At 48.4% G+C, this 18581-nt stretch carries 11 protein-coding genes and 2 pseudogenes; 12 read left to right on the top strand and 1 reads right to left on the bottom strand.

Features of this window, described 5'->3' with window-relative positions:
* From C7N83_RS16620 to C7N83_RS08295, 9 genes and pseudogenes are all read left to right on the top strand, one after another.
* A partial coding sequence (locus C7N83_RS16620; protein ID WP_146135120.1) for a hypothetical protein occupies positions 1-117 on the top strand: 117 nt, incomplete at its 5' end.
* Positions 118-650: 533 nt separating this feature from the next.
* Positions 651-3892: pseudogene (gene cas9, locus C7N83_RS16750) on the top strand (type II CRISPR RNA-guided endonuclease Cas9).
* Between the two features lie 71 nt (positions 3893-3963).
* Entirely contained in the window at positions 3964-4878 is a 915-nt protein-coding gene (gene cas1 / locus C7N83_RS08330) for a type II CRISPR-associated endonuclease Cas1 (RefSeq protein ID WP_106741951.1), read from the top strand.
* Positions 4871-5197 (top strand): CRISPR-associated endonuclease Cas2, encoded by a 327-nt coding sequence (gene cas2 / locus C7N83_RS08325; protein WP_106741949.1) that lies wholly within the window; start codon positions 4871-4873, stop codon positions 5195-5197. Before cas1 ends, cas2 begins: the two co-directional genes overlap by 8 nt.
* A 208-nt stretch (positions 5198-5405) precedes the next feature.
* Positions 5406-7637 (top strand): annotated as a pseudogene (locus tag C7N83_RS08320) (DNA internalization-related competence protein ComEC/Rec2).
* A gap of 920 nt (positions 7638-8557) precedes the next feature.
* Positions 8558-9283 (top strand): metal ABC transporter ATP-binding protein, encoded by a 726-nt coding sequence (locus C7N83_RS08315; protein ID WP_211296617.1) that lies wholly within the window; start codon positions 8558-8560, stop codon positions 9281-9283.
* A 253-nt stretch (positions 9284-9536) separates the two neighbouring features.
* Positions 9537-10412: a metal ABC transporter permease gene (locus C7N83_RS08305; protein WP_106741944.1), complete on the top strand. Its 876-nt coding sequence runs from the start codon at positions 9537-9539 to the stop codon at positions 10410-10412.
* Between the two features lie 138 nt (positions 10413-10550).
* The gene (locus C7N83_RS08300) at positions 10551-11465 is read left to right on the top strand and encodes a metal ABC transporter solute-binding protein, Zn/Mn family (protein WP_106741942.1); all 915 of its coding nucleotides are present in this window, start codon (positions 10551-10553) and stop codon (positions 11463-11465) included.
* 342 nt (positions 11466-11807) lie between these two features.
* Positions 11808-13469: an electron transfer flavoprotein-ubiquinone oxidoreductase gene (locus tag C7N83_RS08295; RefSeq protein WP_106741940.1), complete on the top strand. Its 1662-nt coding sequence runs from the start codon at positions 11808-11810 to the stop codon at positions 13467-13469.
* Between the two features lie 245 nt (positions 13470-13714).
* Here the strand turns inward: C7N83_RS08295 and C7N83_RS08290 are convergent, their stop codons facing one another.
* A complete protein-coding gene (locus C7N83_RS08290; protein ID WP_106741939.1) occupies positions 13715-14863 on the bottom strand; it encodes a polyamine ABC transporter substrate-binding protein in 1149 nt (382 codons plus the stop codon).
* Positions 14864-15197: 334 nt separating this feature from the next.
* Here C7N83_RS08290 and C7N83_RS08285 point away from each other — a divergent pair, with 334 nt between their 5' ends.
* The 3 genes from C7N83_RS08285 (at position 15198) to C7N83_RS08275 (ending at position 18153) form a co-directional block, all read left to right on the top strand.
* Complete coding sequence (locus C7N83_RS08285) at positions 15198-15722, top strand: RNA pyrophosphohydrolase (RefSeq protein ID WP_106741953.1); 525 nt, start codon at positions 15198-15200, stop codon at positions 15720-15722.
* A 169-nt stretch (positions 15723-15891) separates the two neighbouring features.
* Positions 15892-17871 carry a DNA topoisomerase IV subunit B gene (locus C7N83_RS08280; RefSeq protein ID WP_106741937.1) on the top strand — a complete coding sequence of 660 codons (1980 nt, stop codon included), beginning with the start codon at positions 15892-15894 and terminating at the stop codon, positions 17869-17871.
* Positions 17872-17970: 99 nt separating this feature from the next.
* Positions 17971-18153 (top strand): hypothetical protein, encoded by a 183-nt coding sequence (locus C7N83_RS08275; RefSeq protein WP_106741935.1) that lies wholly within the window; start codon positions 17971-17973, stop codon positions 18151-18153.
* Positions 18154-18581 lie beyond the last annotated feature (428 nt).

The raw sequence follows: 18581 nt of genomic DNA, 5'->3' as shown, positions 1-18581 counted from the left end.
GAACGCCTGTGGGTGAATCCGGACTGCGGCTTGAAAACCCGCGGCTGGAAAGAAACCATTGAGCAGCTGCAAGTGATGATGAATGTGACCGAAAAGCTGCGCAAAGAATTGGCCTGATTTTTGGGTTAGTTTTAATTGAGTAGTAGAAGGCCGTCTGAAAGGGGAATCTTTCAGACGGCCTTTTATATTGCCTCCTACGCAAATGGCGTAAATTCTTGTTAAATGTTTTTAACCGATATTTGAGAGGGATTTGAAATGCCAATTTGCTACTATACCATCACACCGCAATCGCACATAAATCCCGGTTACCTACATCTGTCGCGTATTCGTTGATTGTCAAGATGGCCTGACCATTTGCGAAACAAAAATTTCCCAGTTTTATTTCCCAATGGCCAGTAATCCGCCTTTTTTGTTGGTTTTTTTTGTTAGTTTAGGTATAAAAAAACGATGTCCCTTAAGGCCGAAACCTTAAGGGACAGAGCGTTGCGGCACACCTTTCGGTGGCCTTATTGTAGCAACGTTTCTCATTTCGCAGTGCGAAAATGGAACCAATTCTACGGCGGTAGAATAACTTTGTCAATAATTTAATTGCATAAAAATACCTGAATGAGATATATTTATGTTTAACATTTCCATACAAAGGGTTAACGATGATTACCACAAAATTAAAACCGATGAATTATATTTTGGGCTTGGATATCGGCATTGCTTCAGTCGGTTGGGCTGTGATTGAGATTGATGAGCAGGAAATACCGAAGTGTTTAATAGATGTCGGTGTGCGGGTATTCGAAAAGGCCGAAACGGCTAAAGAAGGGGAGTCTTTAAATAAAGTACGCCGTGAAGCGCGTAGCCAGCGGCGCATTATCCGCCGCCGTGCCCATCGTTTATTACGTGCCCGCCGTTTATTAAAGCGGGAAGGTATTTTGCAGGCAGTTGATTTTGATGAAAAAGGTTTGGTCAATGGTTTGCCGAATACACCGTGGCAATTGCGTGTTGCCGCGTTGGATCGAAAATTAGTGCCTAAAGAATGGGCTGCGGTATTGCTGCACATGATTAAACACCGGGGTTATTTATCGCAGCGTAAAAATGAAGAACAAAGTGCCGATAAAGAGCTGGGGGCATTGCTTTCAGGCGTCAAGGCCAATCATGAAGCATTGAAAGATGATAAATTCCGTACGCCCGCTGAGTTGGCTGTGAGGAAATTCGAGCAGGAAACCGGTCATATCCGCAATCAGTGCGGGGACTATTCACATACGTTCAACCGTAAAGATTTGTTGGACGAATTGGATTTATTGTTTAAAAAACAAAAAGAATACGGTAATTCTTATGTTTCAGACGGCCTCAAAAAAGCAGTTGAAGATTTGCTGATGGTCCAACGTCCTGCACTTTCCGGTAATGCGGTGCAGGAAATGTTGGGGCATTGTACTTTTGAAACCTCTGAATATAAGGCTGCGAAAAATACCTACACCGCCGAGCGTTTTGTCTGGCTGAATAAGCTGAATAATCTGCGGATTTTGGAAGAAGGTACGGAACGCGCATTAACCGATAGCGAACGCAGCCAGCTGATTGATTTACCTTATCAAAAATCCAAGTTGACTTATGCACAAGTGCGTAATGGGTTGGAATTGAATGATGCAGCTTATTTCAAGGGTTTGCGGTATGGTAAAGATAATGCGGAAAATGGCATATTGATGGAAATGAAAGCCTATCATACCATCAGTCGTGCTTTAGAAAAAGAAGGTCTGAAAGATAAGAAATCACCTTTGGCATACAGCCCTGAATTGCAAGATGAAATCGGAACAGTGTTTTCACTGTATAAAACCGATGAAGATATCCGAGGCCGTCTAAAAGCATTGTTGCCGGAAGCGGAATTAAATGCGTTGCTCCTTCATTTGAATTTTGAGAAATTTATTCAAATTTCACTTAAAGCGTTGCGTAAGATTTTGCCATTGATGGAGCAGGGGCAGCGTTATGATGAGGCGTGTCACTCGGTTTACGGCGATCATTATGGCCGGAAAGAAAAGCGCGAAGAAATCTATCTGCCGCCGATTCCTGCCGACCAAATCCGCAATCTGGTAGTATTGCGCGCCTTGTCGCAAGCGCGCAAAATCATCAATGCCGTGGTGCGCCGATATGGTTCGCCTATGCGGATTCATATCGAGACGGCGCGCGAAGTCGGTAAATCTTACAAAGACCGCAAGGATATTGAAAAACGCCAAGAAGAAAACCGCCGGGATAGAGAAAAGGCGGTAGCGAAGTTTAAAGAATATTTCCCAAATTTTGCAGGCGAGCCAAAATCCAAAGATATTTTGAAAATGCGCTTGTATGAGCAGCAACACGGGCAATGTTTGTATTCAGGGGAAAAAATTGATTTAGGCCGTCTGAATGAAAAAGGATATGTCGAAATCGATCATGCGCTGCCGTTTTCACGGACATGGGATGACAGCTTCAATAATAAAGTGTTGGTTCTGGGCAGTGAAAACCAAAACAAACGTAATCAAACGCCTTACGAGTATTTTAACGGTAGGAAAACAGCCGTGAATGGCGGGAATTTGTCGCGCGCGTACAAACCAGCCGTTTCCCATACAGCAAAAAACAAAGAGTTTTGCTGCAAAAAATCAATGAAGGAGACTTCAGAGAACGTAACCTTAACGATACCCGCTATGTGAACCGGTTCCTTTGCCAATTCGTGGCCGACAATATGATGTTGAAAGGTAAGGGTAAAAAACGTGTGTTTGCGTCCAATGGTCAGATTACCAATCTTTTACGCGGCTTCTGGGGCTTGGGTAAAGTACGTTCCGATAATGACCGCCATCATGCTTTGGATGCTATTGTGGTGGCTTGCTCAACCGCAGCTATGCAGCAGAAAATTACCAATTATGTGCGTTATCGTGAGATGAATACGTTTAATGGTGAAATGATTGATAAATTAACCGGTGAAGTTACGCGATTAAGCTTTCCACAGCCTTGGGATTTCTTCCGCCAGGAAGTGATGATTCGTGTTTTTGGCCGTCCGGAAGGTGATCCGCAATGTGAGGTAGCAGATACGGCAGATTCCCTAAAAGCGTTGCTGGCAGATAAGCTGTCATCACGGCCTGAAGCAGTACATGAATATGTGATGCCGCTGTTTGTTTCCCGCGCACCGAATCGCAAGATGAGCGGGCAGGGGCATTTGGAAACCATTAAATCACCCAAACGCTTGAATGAAGGCATCAGTGTACTGCGTGTACCGTTAACGCAGTTAAAACTTTCAGATTTAGAAAAAATGGTCAACCGCAATCGTGAGCCTAAACTATATGACGCTTTGAAAGCACGTTTGGAAAGCTACGGAAATGACCCTGCAAAAGCCTTTGCAGAACCATTTTACAAATTGGATAAAAATGGCAATCCTACTCAGCCAGTTAAAGCCGTGCGTATTGAACAAGTGCAAAAATCGGGGGTGTTGGTACGAGAAGAAAACGGTGTGGCCGATAATGCAACAATGGTCAGGGTGGATGTGTTTGAGAAAGGCGGTAAATACTTCTTAGTACCGATTTATAGCTGGCAGGTTGCTAAGGGAATTTTGCCGAATAGGGCGATTATTCAAGGAAAAGATGAAAAGAATTGGGAAAAAATGGATGATAAAAGTCTGTTTAAATTTTCGCTTTATTCAAGTGATTTAGTTGAAATTACTACCAAAAAATCCAATATGCTCGGTTATTTCGTAAGCTGTCATCGGGGGACGGGGAATATAAATATTCGAGTTCATGATACAGAGGCCACTATTGGAAAAAATGGATTTTTAGAAGGGGTTGGTGTCAAAACGGCTCTTTCTTTCCAAAAATTGCAAATAGATGAGCTGGGTAAAACTATTACCCCATGCCGCCCTAAAAAACGGCCACCGGTCCGTTAATTATCTATTCCCTGTTTCAGGCCGTCTGAAACAGGTTTTTTTCGTCTTTATGATTGCGTTAAGGGGTTATGATGACTTGGAGGAGCTTACTGATTCAAAACAGCAGCAAGTTATCGTTGCAGCGTAAACAACTCAATATCCGGCAAGAAGGTGAAAGCTATACCGTACCTTTGGAAGATATTGCGGTAATCGTGGTTGAAAATCGTGAAACGTTGATTACCGCACCATTATTATCAGCATTGGCTGAAAACGGCGTAACCTTACTGACTTGTGATGAGCAATTCCTGCCTTGCGGGCAATGGTTGCCGTTTTCGCAATATCACCGCCAACTTAAAACTCTGAAGCTGCAAATTCATGCGGGTGAACCGATTAAAAAACAGCTTTGGCAAAAAATTGTGAAACAAAAAATTCTCAATCAGGCTTTTTGTGCAGATGAAACTGGTAACGATATCGCTGCTAAACGCTTGAGTATATTGGCAGCTGAAGTTAAATCAGGAGACAACGGTAACCGGGAAGCACAAGCGGCAGCATTGTATTTTCAGGTTCTCTTCGGAGAACGATTTACCCGTACCGAAGACAATCAAATCAATGCCCATTTGAATTATGCCTATGCCGTATTGCGCGCAGCAGTCGCACGCAGCTTAGTGTTATATGGCTGGTTGCCTGCATTAGGGTTATTTCACAAAAGCGAGCTAAATCCATTTAATCTGGCTGATGACTTTATCGAACCGCTCCGGCTGTTGGCTGATTTGATGGTGATTAATTTAAAAGAAAAAGGCCGTCTGAAAGAACAGTTAGATACACAGGTCAAGCAGCAGCTTATCAGTTTGTTGCATCATCAAATCATGGTTGAACAGCAAAACTTTAGCACGTTAGCAGCCATCGATAAAATGATTGCTTCGTTTCAGATGGCCTTGATCCAAAAAAATGCTCATTTTTTGAAGTTACCCGAATTACAAACATTGAAGGCATATCAATATGAGTGAGGCAAAATATATGAGAATTATCGTTTTTTTCGATTTGCCGGTTACAACGGCAGCCAAGCGAAAAGTAGCAAACCAATTCCGACATTTTTTGCTCAAAGATGGTTATCAAATGCTGCAATTATCTGTTTACAGTCGAATTGTAAAAGGCAGAGATTCGTTGCAAAAACACCACAGTAGACTGTGTGCCAACTTGCCAGAAGAGGGTTCTGTACGGTGCTTGGAAGTAACAGAAAAGCAATTTACCGGTATGAAATTGCTTTTAGGCGAGTTAAAGGTACAGGAAAAAAAGGTCAATGCAGACCAATTATTGCTGTTTTAGGAGCGTTTTAAATTAGAAAAACCAAGCGGAGAGCCTTATTAAATAAGGCTCTCCGCTTGGTTTATTGTAGCACTGCGAAATGAGAAAGGGAGTTACAACAATTCTAATTAACAAAAATACTGTCTGAAACACTTTCAGACGGTATTTTTCTATGCATATTCATTATTTCTAATTTATCATAATAAAAATGGTTACAAGGGAAATAATTATGTTGCGTTATATGTTGCCATGTTGGGTGTTCGGGGTATTGGTGTCGTTTGCGCTGCCTGTTGTACCGTCATTATGGGTTTGGCTTACGGTGTTTGGAGTAACTTTGTTGGCAGCTTGGCGCTGGAAAACGGTGGCGGTGTTGTTATGTGTGCTGTTTGGCATGGCTTACGGGGTGTGGCGCACCCAATCGGCGTTGTCAGGGCAATGGCCTTTGGATAAGGTGGGGCAGGTGGCCTTGATGGTGGTGGTAGACGATTTGCCACGCCGTGATGAACGGCGGGTGCAGTTTGCGGCAAAGGCTTGGGATAAGGAAGGACGTTCGTTTCGGTTGCTGTTGTCAGATTATCAGTTGCGCGATTGGCCGGTAGGCAGTCGCTGGCAGGTGTCAGCGCGGGTGCGGCCAATGGTGGGTGAAGTGAATTTGCGTGGGCTAAACCGCGAGGCGTGGGCGTTGGCCAATGGTGTGGGCGGTATGGGTTCGCTGGGTAAAGGCAGGGTGTTACTGGGGAAATCGGGTGGGTTGGATGTGACAGTTTGGCGTGAACGCATCAGCAATCATTGGCAGCAGGCGGAGCTCTACGGACATGGGTTTTCAGACGGCATCGGCTTGATGCGGGCGCTGGGGATTGGCGGACAATCGGCTTTGCGGGCGGAATTGTAGCAGGCGTTCCGGCTTTTGGGTTTGACGCATCTGGTGAGTATTTCAGGTCTGCATGTGACGATGGTGGCGGTGTGGTTCGGGTTTTTGGTGAAACTGTTGCTGCGCGTGTTGCCTTTTGTGCCGAAGCGGCCGAAGTTGTGGGTATTGTCGGGCGGTGTGCTGGGGGCATTGCTGTATGCGGGTTTGGCGGGCTTTGGCGTGCCGACGCAGCGCAGTGTGTTGATGTTGGCGGCGTTTGTTTATGCGTGGTGGCGTGGCAGTGGTTTGTCGCCGTGGGCGGGGTGGTGGCAGGCGTTGGCGCTGGTGTTGCTGCTTGATCCTTTGGCGGCGTTAGGCGTGGGTTTGTGGTTGTCGTTCGGCTTGGTGGCGGCGCTGATTTGGTCGTCGGCAGGCCGTCTGAATGAGCGAGGATGGTGGCTGGCTTTACGCGGGCAATGGGCGGCAACGCTGTTGTCGGTGCTGCTGCTGGGCTATATGTTTGCATCGCTGCCGCTGTTGGGCCCGCCAGTGAATTTGTTGGCGATTCCGTGGTTTTCTTGGGTGTTGACGCCGCTGGCTTTGCTGGGTTCGGCTTTACCGTTTGCGCCTTTGCAATGGCTGGCGGCGGCTTTGGGTGAATATACGCTGCGTTTTGTGGTGTGGCTGGCGGCTTATTCGCCTGAATTTGCGGTGGCAGCCGCGCCGTGGCCATTGATGGTGTTGGCGGTATTGGCGGCTTTGGTTCTTTTGCTGCCGCGCGGTACGGGCTTGAAGCAGTGGGCCTGGCTGGTGCTGGCGGGATTTGTGTTTTACCGTGTGCAGCCTTTGCCGGAAGGCCGTCTGAAAGTGTGGGTATGGGACGCGGGGCAGGGTTTGTCGGTGTTGATGCAGACGCGTGAACACCGTTTGCTGTTCGATACGGGTACATTGCAGGCGGCCGGGGCGGGTATTGTACCGAGTTTGAATGCGTTGGGTATCCGGCAGTTAGATAAGCTGGTGCTGTCGCATCATGATATCGATCACGATGGCGGTTATCCGGCAATCAAACGCACTCAAGCACCGGAAAGGCTGCTGGCCGGTCAGCCGGAATTTTATCCGCAAGCCGAGTTTTGCCGCGAATCACAATGGGTGTGGGACAGTGTGGCATTTGAGTTTTTAAGGCCGTCTGAACAATATTCGGGCAAAGATGACAATGACGAAAGCTGTGTATTACGCGTGGTAGCCGGCGGGCAGGCGCTGTTGGTTACCGGTGATATGGGGCAGAACGGCGAACTGGATTTGGTGCAAAAATACGGTGATGCGCTTTACAGTCAAGTATTGGTTTTGGGACATCACGGCAGCAATACGGCCAGCGCCGGCGCGTTTTTGAATGCGGTCTCACCCAAATATGCCGTGGCTTCAAGCGGCTATGCGAATAATTATGGCCATCCGACCAAGGCGGTGCAAAACAAAGTGGCGGCGCATGGGGCGACATTGTTGCGCACGGATTTATCGGGGGCGCTGGTGTTTGAATTGGGCAATAGTGCAGAGATATTTCAAGGCCGTCTGAAACAGGGGAAGTTTTATTGGCAGAAAAAGCCGTTTGATTGAGTTGGCTGGTCTGATGTCTTTACGGATTCAATTGGCGTGTCCTCATTTCATCATGCGGCATGCGGCATCTTTTCGGTATAAAAATACGCTACTGTGTTGGAAATGCGCACAAGGCGCCCGACCTTGCTGCGCTTTTCGTCTGGTATGCGCGCTTTTTTGCCCGAAAATGTGCGACGCAGACGAAATGGGGATACACCTCAACCTCTGACCGTCATTATCGGGTCAGTACCTGGCAAGGGCGGATGGTTTTACCGGTTTGTTCGGAGTTTGCCAAGGCTGTCTGAAAAGGATGTTCAGACGGCCTTTATATAAACTTAACAAAATATAGTTATCCCTGCTTTGTGTGAATCCTGCTGTGGATAATCAGGCTTTCAGATTGAAAGTTAAAGAAAAAATTGGATTGTTTAAAAAATGGGCAAAGGGATTTTCATGCAAAAAGCAGTGAATCCGTCAAGCGGAATATGCCGTTTCAGACGGCATGTTGTTGCGAATGGCGAACAGGCGGCGGTATAGTAAAATCATCCCACAAATCCAAAGCGAAGGCTGCATAAACCACCACACCGCGTGCGAAATGAGGCTGCAATTCTGCCTAAGCGATGCGGGCGGTTTCGGTATTTAATTTTTCATTGAGTAAAGAGGCGGACATGGTTCGCACTTTCTGGTGTCGGTCGTTGAAGGACGTATTCTGACCCAAATGCTGTAATTATTTGTGGCGGTATAATTTGGATTTACAAGTATAATGTTATATAGTATCATTAACAACTTTCTATTTATTCAGACGGCCTGCTACAGGCCGTCTGAAACATTGGGTTTGCGATGAATTCGATTTTATTGACCGGATTGTTCCAACGCCTGCTGATTGCACTGTTCGCACTCGGCGCACTTTGGGGCATTTATTTTTGGGCAGTCGGCACATGAGCATTAGCATTGTCGTCGATAATTTAACCGTCAGTTACCAAGGCCGTCCGGCGGTGCACCATGTATCGGTGGAATTTCCCGATCACGGCATGTGGGCGGTTTTCGGCCCCAACGGCGCGGGCAAATCGACGCTGCTGAAAGCGGTCATGGGTTTGGAAAAAGCGGCAACGGGTGCGGTGCATTGGGTGGGTTTGCAGCGCAAAGACATCGCCTACTTGCCGCAGCAGGCCGAAGTCGACCGCACGCAGCCGATGACGGTGTTTGAATTGGCGGCAATGGGTTTGTGGTATGAAATCGGCTTTTTCGGCCGCGTGAACGCGGCGCAACGCAAGCGGGTATATGAAGCACTCGAGCGCGTGGAAATGCACGAATTTGCCGAACGCAGCATTGCGCATTTGTCTAATGGCCAGTTTCAGCGCGTACTGTTTGCGCGAATGTTGGCGCAGAATGCGAAATTTCTGCTGCTTGATGAGCCGTTCAACCACATTGACGCACGTACGACGTATGCCTTGCTGGACGTGTTGCGCCGCTGCCATCAAAGCGGCCAGGCGGTGATTGCCGTGTTGCACGATTATGAGCAGGTACGCGCTTATTTTCCCGAAACCTTGTTGGTTGCGCGCGAAAAAATTACCGCCGGCAAAACGGAAAACGTATTGGCCGACGAATACCTGCTGCAAGCCAATACCGCCATGCAGCAGCAAGAATCTGCCGGCTGGTGCACGGCGTAATGTTTCAGACGGCCTTTCGTGACAGAGGAATCAATAAATAGCAAGCTGGCCGCAGACCGTACAAACAGTACGAAACTGGTTCTGTTGCCGCGCCAGCGGCTTATGTAAATCATTCCCTTTGAGCGAAGGAAAGCCAACGCGGCCACCGTTTTGTAGTGTTTCACGATAATGTGTTTGCAACATCGTTTCCCAATATAAAGGCCGTCTGAAATATTCAGATAAGTTTTCAGACGGCCTGCAATAGAAATCAATCATGAGTTTTCAAGAATTATTCATCACGCCTTTTGCCGAATTCGATTTCATGCGTTATGCACTGGCGTCGATTTTTTGCTTGGCCTTGAGTGCCGCGCCGGTGGGCGTGTTTTTGGTGATGCGCCGCATGAGTTTGATCGGCGATGCGTTGGGCCATGCGGTGTTGCCCGGTGCGGCCATCGGCTATATGTTTGCCGGATTGAGTCTGCCTGCGATGAGTATCGGCGGTTTCGCAGCCGGTTTGCTGATGGCTCTGCTGGCCGGTTTGGTGAGCCGCTTCACCACTTTGAAAGAAGACGCCAACTTCGCCGCTTTTTATCTCACCAGCTTGGCAGTTGGTGTAGTATTGGTGAGTAAAAACGGTGACAGCGTTGATTTGCTGCATTTGCTGTTCGGCTCGGTATTGGCGGTGGACGTGGCGGCCTTGACGTTGATTGCGGCAGCGGCTTCGGTTACCGCGCTGGCTTTGGCGGTGATTTACCGCCCGCTGGTGTTGGAGAGCATTGATCCGTTGTTTTTAAAGGCGGTTAACGGCAAAGGCGGCTTTTGGCATGTACTGTTTTTAGTGCTGGTGGTGATGAACATGGTCGCCGGTTTTCAAGCGCTCGGTACGCTGATGTCGGTCGGCCTGATGATGCTGCCTGCGATTACCGCGCGGCTGTGGGCGGAAAGCATGGGTATGATGATTTCGATGGCGGCTTTGATTGCGCTGTTGTGCGGGTTTGCCGGCTTGCTGTTTTCCTATCACATTGAAATTCCGTCAGGGCCGGCGATTATTTTGTGTTGCGGCTTATTGTATGTGTTTTCGGTGGTGTTCGGCTGGGAAGGGGGTGTGGTCACCAAATGGCTGAAACACCGCAGACACAAAGCCGGTTGATTTTCAAACAACCTTTGTGATAAACGCATAATCCGTATATGAAAATTTGCCGGATATTTTTCAGACGACCTGCTTGAATAACAGGGCAGGCTGTTTTAGAATGATTAAAATGTTACGTTATATCAAAAGGGAGGAAATATGAAACAATGGAAATCGGGCGTTATTACAGCGTTGCTGTCCGGTGCGGCTTATGCGGTGCCTTTGCAGGTAGTGGCCAGCTTCAGCATCTTGGGCGACGTAGCCGGGCAGGTCGGCGGCGAGCGCGTGGCAGTGACTAACTTGGTGGGTCGTAACCAAGATTCGCATGCGTACCACATGACTAGCGGTGACATGAAAAAAATTCGTTCAGCTAAATTGGTGTTGTTGAACGGTTTAGGCTTGGAAGGTGCTGATGTACGCCGTGCCGTGCAGCAGAGTAAAGTCCCTTACGCCGAAGCCACCAAAGGCATTCAAGCCTTGAAAGCGCCGGGAAGTGGCCATCACCACCATCATCACGGTGCAGGTGAAGGCCATCACCATCACGACCACGGCGAATTCGACCCGCATGTTTGGACCGATCCGGTGTTGATGGTGACTTACGCCAAAAATGTATCCGATGCGTTAGTAAAAGCCGACCCGGCCGGTAAAGCATATTACGAACAACGCCTGACCGCTTACCAAAACCAGCTCAAGAAATTACATAGTGATACACAAGCCGCGTTTAACAGCGTGCCGGAGGCCAAGCGCAAAGTTTTGACCGGACATGATGCATTTGCCTACATGGCGAAACGTTACAAAATTGATTTCATTTCCCCTCAAGGCATAAGCAGCGCGGCAAAACCATCGGCCAAAGCGGTGGCGTCGATTATCCGCCAAATCAAACGCGAAGGCATTAAAGCGGTATTTACCGAAAACATCAAAGACACGCGTATGATTGACCGCATCGCCAAAGAAACCGGCGTTAAAGTCAGCGGTCAATTGTATTCCGATGCCTTGGGTAATGCGCCTGCGGATACTTATGTCGGCATGTACAGATACAACGTCAAAATCATGACTGATGCCATGAAAAAATAAGCCGTTTTTGTCATCAATACGCAAGGCCGTCTGAAAAACTTCAAGTGTTTTCAGACGGCCTTGTAGCGTTTGGTAACGATCTGGTAAGGCTGTATAATAATTGAAAAATTTATATAGTATGTTGGAAAAAGGCGGGTTGCTTAATACTTTTATGCAAAACGGCTTTTGTTTTGCCGAAGTAATTGTTTTGGGATGTTCGAAGTATTCGGCTTTGGCTTTCGGCATTCTTGACAGCACGCAACAATCCCAAAACAGGTCTTCAGACAAAACAAAAAAGTGTAAATAACGCTGGAATTTTCTACAGATTAATATTGATACCAAATCCAAATTCAGGAACCAACCATGATAGAAACCATCGAACGCGACAATATGCAATACGATGTCGTGATTGTGGGCGCAGGTCCGGCAGGGTTGTCGGCTGCCATCAAACTCAAGCAGCTTGCCCAAGCCGCCGGGCGTGAAATCAGCGTGTGTGTGGTGGAAAAAGCTTCGGAGGTCGGAGCGCATACTTTATCTGGTGCGGTGATTGACCCGATTGCCTTGTCAGAATTGCTGCCTGATTGGAAAGAGCGCAGCGCACCTTTGCGTGTGGAAGTGACTGAAGACAAGGTTTTGTTTCTCACCGAAAAACACGCCATTCCGCTGCCGGTGACGCCCAATTTCGATAATCACGGCAACTACATCATCAGCTTGGGCGAGTTGGTACGCTGGCTGGGCGAACAAGCCGAAACGCTCGGTGTGGAAATTTATCCGGGTTTTGCGGCTTCGGAAATTCTCTATCATGCCGACGGTTCGGTCAAAGGCATTGCCACCGGCAATATGGGCATGGGCAAAGACGGCAGCCCGACCGATAACTTCCAGCCGGGCATGGAGCTTTGGGCGCAGCAAACCTTGTTTGCTGAAGGCTGCCGGGGTTCGTTGAGCAAGCAAATCATCAAGCGTTTCAGCCTTGACCAAAACAGCGATGCCCAAACCTACGGCCTCGGCATTAAGGAAATTTGGGAAATTGCGCCGGAAAAGCATCGACAAGGTTTGGTATTACACAGTAGCGGCTGGCCGCTCGACACCAAAACCTACGGAGGCTCGTTTCTCTATCATCTGGATGACCACAAAGTCGCCGTCGGTTTTGTGGTCGGCTTAGATTATCAAAACCCTTATTTGTCGCCGTTTGATGAATTTCAACGCTTTAAAACCCATCCGGCCATCCGCGACACGTTTGCCGGCGGCCGCCGTATTGAATACGGCGCGCGCGCGCTGGTGGAAGGCGGGTTCCAAAGCATTCCGAAACTGTCGTTCAAGGGCGGTGTATTGGTCGGCGATGCGGCCGGTTTTTTGAACATGCCGCGCATTAAAGGCATTCACACCGCCATGAAATCGGGCTTGCTGGCGGCCGAAGCCGTGTTTCCGATATTGGACAATTTAGAAGAAATCGAAAGCGTGGAGCAAGGCAAAGAAGCGGTACAATACCGCACCTTGTTTGACCAAAGCTGGGCGTATACCGAACTTTATGCCGCCCGGAACGTGCGGCCGTCATTCCAATGGGGCTTGCTGTTCGGCGTGATGTACACCGGCATGGAGCAACTGTTTTTCAAAGGCCGTCTGCCGTTTACCTTTAAGCATCACGGTAAAGACAACGAACAGTTGAAAAAAGCCGCTGCGTGTAAACCGATTGAATACCCGAAGCCTGACGGCGTGTTGACATTCGACCGTTTGAGCAGCGTGTTTCTCGCCAATATCGCGCATGAAGAAAACCAGCCGAGTCATCTGGTTTTGAAAAATCCGCAAGTGATGATGGACATCAACTACAAAGAATATGCCTCACCGGAAACGCGCTATTGTCCGGCAGCGGTGTATGAAATCGTAGAAGAAAACGGCGCGCCGCAATTGCAAATCAATGCCGCCAATTGCGTGCACTGTAAAACCTGCGACATCAAAGACCCGACGCAAAACATCGTTTGGATTTGTCCGGAAGGCGCGAGCGGTCCGAATTACGGTGCGATGTAAGGTCGTCTGAAAGCGGAATAGAAGATTGGTTTTACTGTTACCTGTATAATGAAGCACTAAAAAACGGGTATGGCATTGGCTTTTTTTAGATTTTGTAAGCTGCTGAAGCCGTACAGAACCGGTTTCCTACTGTTTGTACGGTCTGCGGCAAGCAGCCTTGTCCCGGTCTTTATTGATTCCGCTATCGCGAAAAGCCGTCTGGAACGTAAATCGTTTCAGACGGCTTTTTTTAATCAAACGCCACTTTATTGGCCGGCTTTCAAACCCTGCCACAAGCGGACGGTTAATTTGCTGGTTTCAGGCGATTTCGGTGAAATCACGAAGCTCTTGTCCATCACTTCTTGGGTCGGGAAAATAGACGTGTCTTCCGAAAGTTTGTCATCCATCAATTTGCGTGCCGGTTGGCTGGCTGGCGCGTAGGTTACGAATGAGCCGTTTTTTGCCGCCACTTGAGGATCGAGCGTGTAGTTGATGTATTTGTGTGCATTGGCCACGTTTTGCGCATCACGCGGAATCATAAACGAATCAATCCAAATGCCCACCCCGGTTTTTGGGGTCAATACTTGCAGATTTACACCGTTTTTGGCTTCGATGGCGCGGTTTTTGGCAATGTTCAGGTCGCCGCCGTAGCCGACTGCTACGCATAAGTTGCCGTTGGCCATATCGTCGATGTAGCCTGACGAGCTGAACCGTTTCACGTCACCGCGCACTTTTTTCATCATCTCAACCGCGGCTTTGATGTCGTCGGCGTTTTCACTGTTCGGATCTTTGCCGATGTAGTTCAAAGCCAGCGGCATTTGTTCGATAGCGCTGTCCAAGTAGCTGATACCGCAAGATTTCAGCTTGGCGGTGTATTCGGGATTGAATACTAAATCCCATTCGTTTTCAGGCAAAGAGTCGCCGCCTAAGGCTTTGGCGACTAAATCTTTATTGACCGCCAGCGTGTTGATGCCCCAGAAATAAGGCACGGCGTATTTGTTGCCCGGGTCGACGCTGGCCATCAGAGAGAGTAGGTAGGGGTCGATGTTGTTGTAGTTGGAAATCTGGCTTTTATCGATTTCCTGATACGCACCGGCTTTGATTTGGCGGCCGACGTTGGCAATCGACGGTGCAACCAAATCGTAACCGGATTTTCCGGTCAAGACTTTGGCTTCTAAGGCTTCATTGCTGTCATAATAGTCGTAGCGGACTTTGATGTTGTTGTTTTTTTCAAAGGCGGCCAGCGTTTCCGGATCGACGTAGTCGGACCAGTTGTAGATATTCAGATTGCTGGATTGCGGTGCGGCTTGTTGTGGTTCGCTGGCTTGGGGTGCGGTCGGTCCGGCAGGTTTTTCTGAGCCGCCGCAGGCCGCCAGTGCAAGGGCGATGCAGGCGGTGAGGAAGGTTTTTTTCATGATGTACAGTCCTTTTGTCGGGAAATGGAATAAATTGCAGCGGTGGGCAAAGGGTCGAACCTTTAAACACTTACAAAAGGGAAACTGTGGCAGGGTGGCAGGTGCTGGATACCTTGTGCCGCCCTTGCTTCCGCAAGCCTGCATTAAACGTTAAAAACCTTTCAAATGCAATAGCTTAAAAGCGGTAAAATGACACTTTTGGAGAGGTTTCGCGCTATGAGTTTCTTACGAAACGATAAAATTTTTCAGACGGCCTGCGAAATGTTGTGTCGATTTGTCAAAACCGCCTGATTTGTGGGAAAATTACAAAATTGAATTTTTAAAGGGCGAGACCGTGTTAGACAGAGAAGGCTATCGCCCCAATGTCGGTATTATCCTTACAAACGATAAGAATCAAGTATTTTGGGGCAAGCGTGTGCGCGAGCATTCGTGGCAGTTTCCGCAAGGCGGCATCAAGCCGGGAGAAAGTCCGGAAACGGCAATGTACCGCGAATTGTTGGAAGAAGTGGGCCTGTTGCCGCAACACGTGAAAATCTTAGGCCGCACGCGCGACTGGTTGCGCTATGATGTACCGGCACACTGGGTGCGTCGCGAATGGAGAGGGTCATACCGCGGCCAGAAGCAAATTTGGTATCTGCTGCGTTTGGTCGGCCGCGAAAGCGATGTGGACCTGCGCGCCACGCACCACCCCGAGTTTGACGGCTGGCGTTGGCACGACTATTGGGCACCGGTAGATGAGGTGATTGATTTCAAACGCTCTGTTTATCTGGGTGCGTTAACCGAATTGTCGCGCTTTGTGCGCAGTGTGGAAACCTACGGCGAATTCGCCCAACGTATTCAGCAGCAAAAAAAGAAGTAATACCAACGCTTTCAGGCCGTCTGAAAGCGTTTTTCATTGTGTGATGAACAATATTTTCAGACGGCCTTTGCTCTGTATTTTTATTGATTAACAATCTCTACAGGCCGTCTGAAATCACGGCCGTTATGTTAGAATACCGCCCCAACGATTATAGACAGCGCAGCAAAACATGAGCAAAACACAATACAGTGAATCCAGTATTACCGTCTTAAAAGGCTTGGAGCCGGTGAAAGAACGCCCGGGCATGTACACCCGCACCGACAGTCCGACCCATATCTGCCAAGAAGTCATCGACAACGCCGCCGATGAAGCTTTGGGTGGCTTCGCCGGCGAAATCGGCGTTACGATACATGACGACGGGTCTTTATCCGTGCGTGACAACGGCCGTGGTATTCCGACCGGCATCCATCCGGTGGAAGGTTTGCCGGTGGTGGAGCTGGTGTTTACCCAATTGCATGCAGGCGGCAAGTTCAACAAAAAAGACGGAGGTGCCTATGCCTTTTCAGGCGGTCTGCACGGTGTCGGTGTGTCGGTCACCAACGCGCTGTCGGAACGCCTGGAAGTGACCATCAGGCGAGAAGGCAAAATCCATCGCATCGTCTTTGCAGGTGGCGAAGTGATCGAACCTTTGAGTGAAATCGGCAAATGTGCGGCCAAAGATTCGGGCACGGAAGTGCGCGTATGGCCGGACGGCAAATACTTTGAATCACCGCAATACAGCATTCCGGAATTGGAACGTTTGTTGCGCGCCAAAGCCGTATTGCTGCCAGGCGTGACCGTGTCGCTGACACGTCCGGTTAAAGGCGGAACCGGGCTGCAAACCCAGACATGGCATTATCCCAACGGCTTGAAAAGCTATCTGATGGATTTAATCGGCGAAGCCCAAGAAGCCGTGCCGCTGTTTTCCAGTGAAAATTACGTTTCAGACGGCCACGGCAGCGATTTTGCCGTCGGTGAAGGGGCGGCTTTTGCACTTACGTGGCTGGAAGAAGGCACGTGTGCGAATGAAAGCTATGTCAACCTGATTCCGACACCATTGGGCGGCACACACGAAGCCGGTTTGAAACAAGCCGTGTACAATGCCGTCAACAACTTCATCACGCTGCATAATTTATTGCCGCGCGGCGTGAAAGTGCAAAGTGATGACGTGTTCAACAAGGTAGCGTTTGTTTTGAGTGTGCGCGTACTCGACCCGCAATTCCAAGGCCAAACCAAAGACAAACTCACCAATCGCGATGCGTTGAAGCTGGTGGCTTCCGTATTGGGCGACCCTTTGGAATTGTGGCTGAACCAAAATGTCGAAGCCGGTAAAAAAATTGCCGAATTGGCGATTAAACAGGCACAGGCGCGAATGCGCTCAGTGAAAAAAATCGAAAAGAAAAAAGGCAGCGGTGTGGCGGTATTGCCGGGTAAGCTGACTGATTGCGAAAGCGAAGACACGCGAGAAAACGAATTGTTTCTGGTCGAAGGCGACTCGGCAGGCGGTTCAGCCAAGCTGGCACGCGATAAAGCCACGCAGGCGATTCTGCCTCTGCGCGGCAAAGTATTAAACAGTTTCGAAGTCCATCCCGACCAATTGTTCGGCAATGCTGAAATCCACGATATTTCCGTGGCTGTCGGTGTCGATCCGCATGGTATCAACGACAATCCCGATTTGAGCAGCCTGCGTTATGGCAAAATCGCCATTTTGTCTGATGCTGACGTAGACGGTTCGCATATTCAGGTATTATTGCTGACCTTGTTTTACCGCCATTTCCCGAAACTGGTTTCAGACGGCCGTATTTACGTTGCCCAGCCGCCATTATTCCGCGTGGACGTGAACGCACAAGGCAAATCCAAACCGGCACGCAAATTCTACGCACTCGACCAAGCCGAACTCAACGGCATTTTAGAGCGGCTGGAAAAAGAAGGTATGAAAGAAACCGCTTATTCCATCAGCCGTTTCAAAGGTTTGGGCGAAATGAATCCCGACCAGCTCAAAGACACCACCATGCATCCCGACACACGCCGACTCTTGCAAGTGCGGATTCCCGAGGGCAGCGGTGGAGAAACCTACGGTATTTTCGTGAAGCTGATGGGCAAAGGTGAGGCTGCCAGCCGCCGCGCGTGGATGGAAGCTGAAGGCGATACGGCGGAAGTGGATATTTAAAATGGTAGTGTGTAAAGCGGTAGAAGCCGTCTGAAAAGTGTACAGGTTTTCAAACGGTTGTGATACTGACAAAAGCGCGCTAATTGATAAAAGAAAGTGATGGAAAAACTGATACCTTTTATTGATGCCGCATGGCTTAGTGTCAGGCAAAGCAACTTGGTGGGTAAATGGCATTGCACGCTTGATGGTACGTTTGATGAAGCTGGATTTAAAATGGTCGCAGATGCCGAATTTAGAACGGAAAACACCAAACAGTTCTTTCCCATCTTATTTCGGTATTAACACTATTTAAAAAGGAGAGTATTAGTTAAGTTATACAGTAATAGCAACTAAAAAAATTCTTCTCAATTTGCAGGAAAACTACGAAACCTTATATGAAGACAAAAATATTTTGGACTATCCTGAAGCGATTGTAGGATTTATTGAAAATAATAAAAAAATTGTCGATTTTTTTTTGAAAATCAGTGCATTGTTAAATAATTTAAAAAAACATTGAAAATAAAAGGAAAAGGGCTTAGGAAGCAAACTCATAAAACTTTATGGTAATCTTCTGATATCTATATTAAAAACAAGTACCCAAAGTCCGGTAAACTTTCCGGGCAGAAATTCCGGCAAATATTACGCCTTTCTGCCTCAGGTTTGACTGCTTCCGACACAGCCGGATTAACGGCAGCCAGTGTCCGAAGTGCCAACAACCCGTTCCCCAAACT

This window comes from Neisseria iguanae (assembly GCF_003013245.1).
Classification (GTDB): Bacteria; Pseudomonadota; Gammaproteobacteria; order Burkholderiales; family Neisseriaceae; genus Neisseria; species Neisseria iguanae.
The sequence above is the reverse complement of the archived record's forward strand: the minus strand, read 5'-3'. Positions and strand labels throughout refer to the sequence as shown.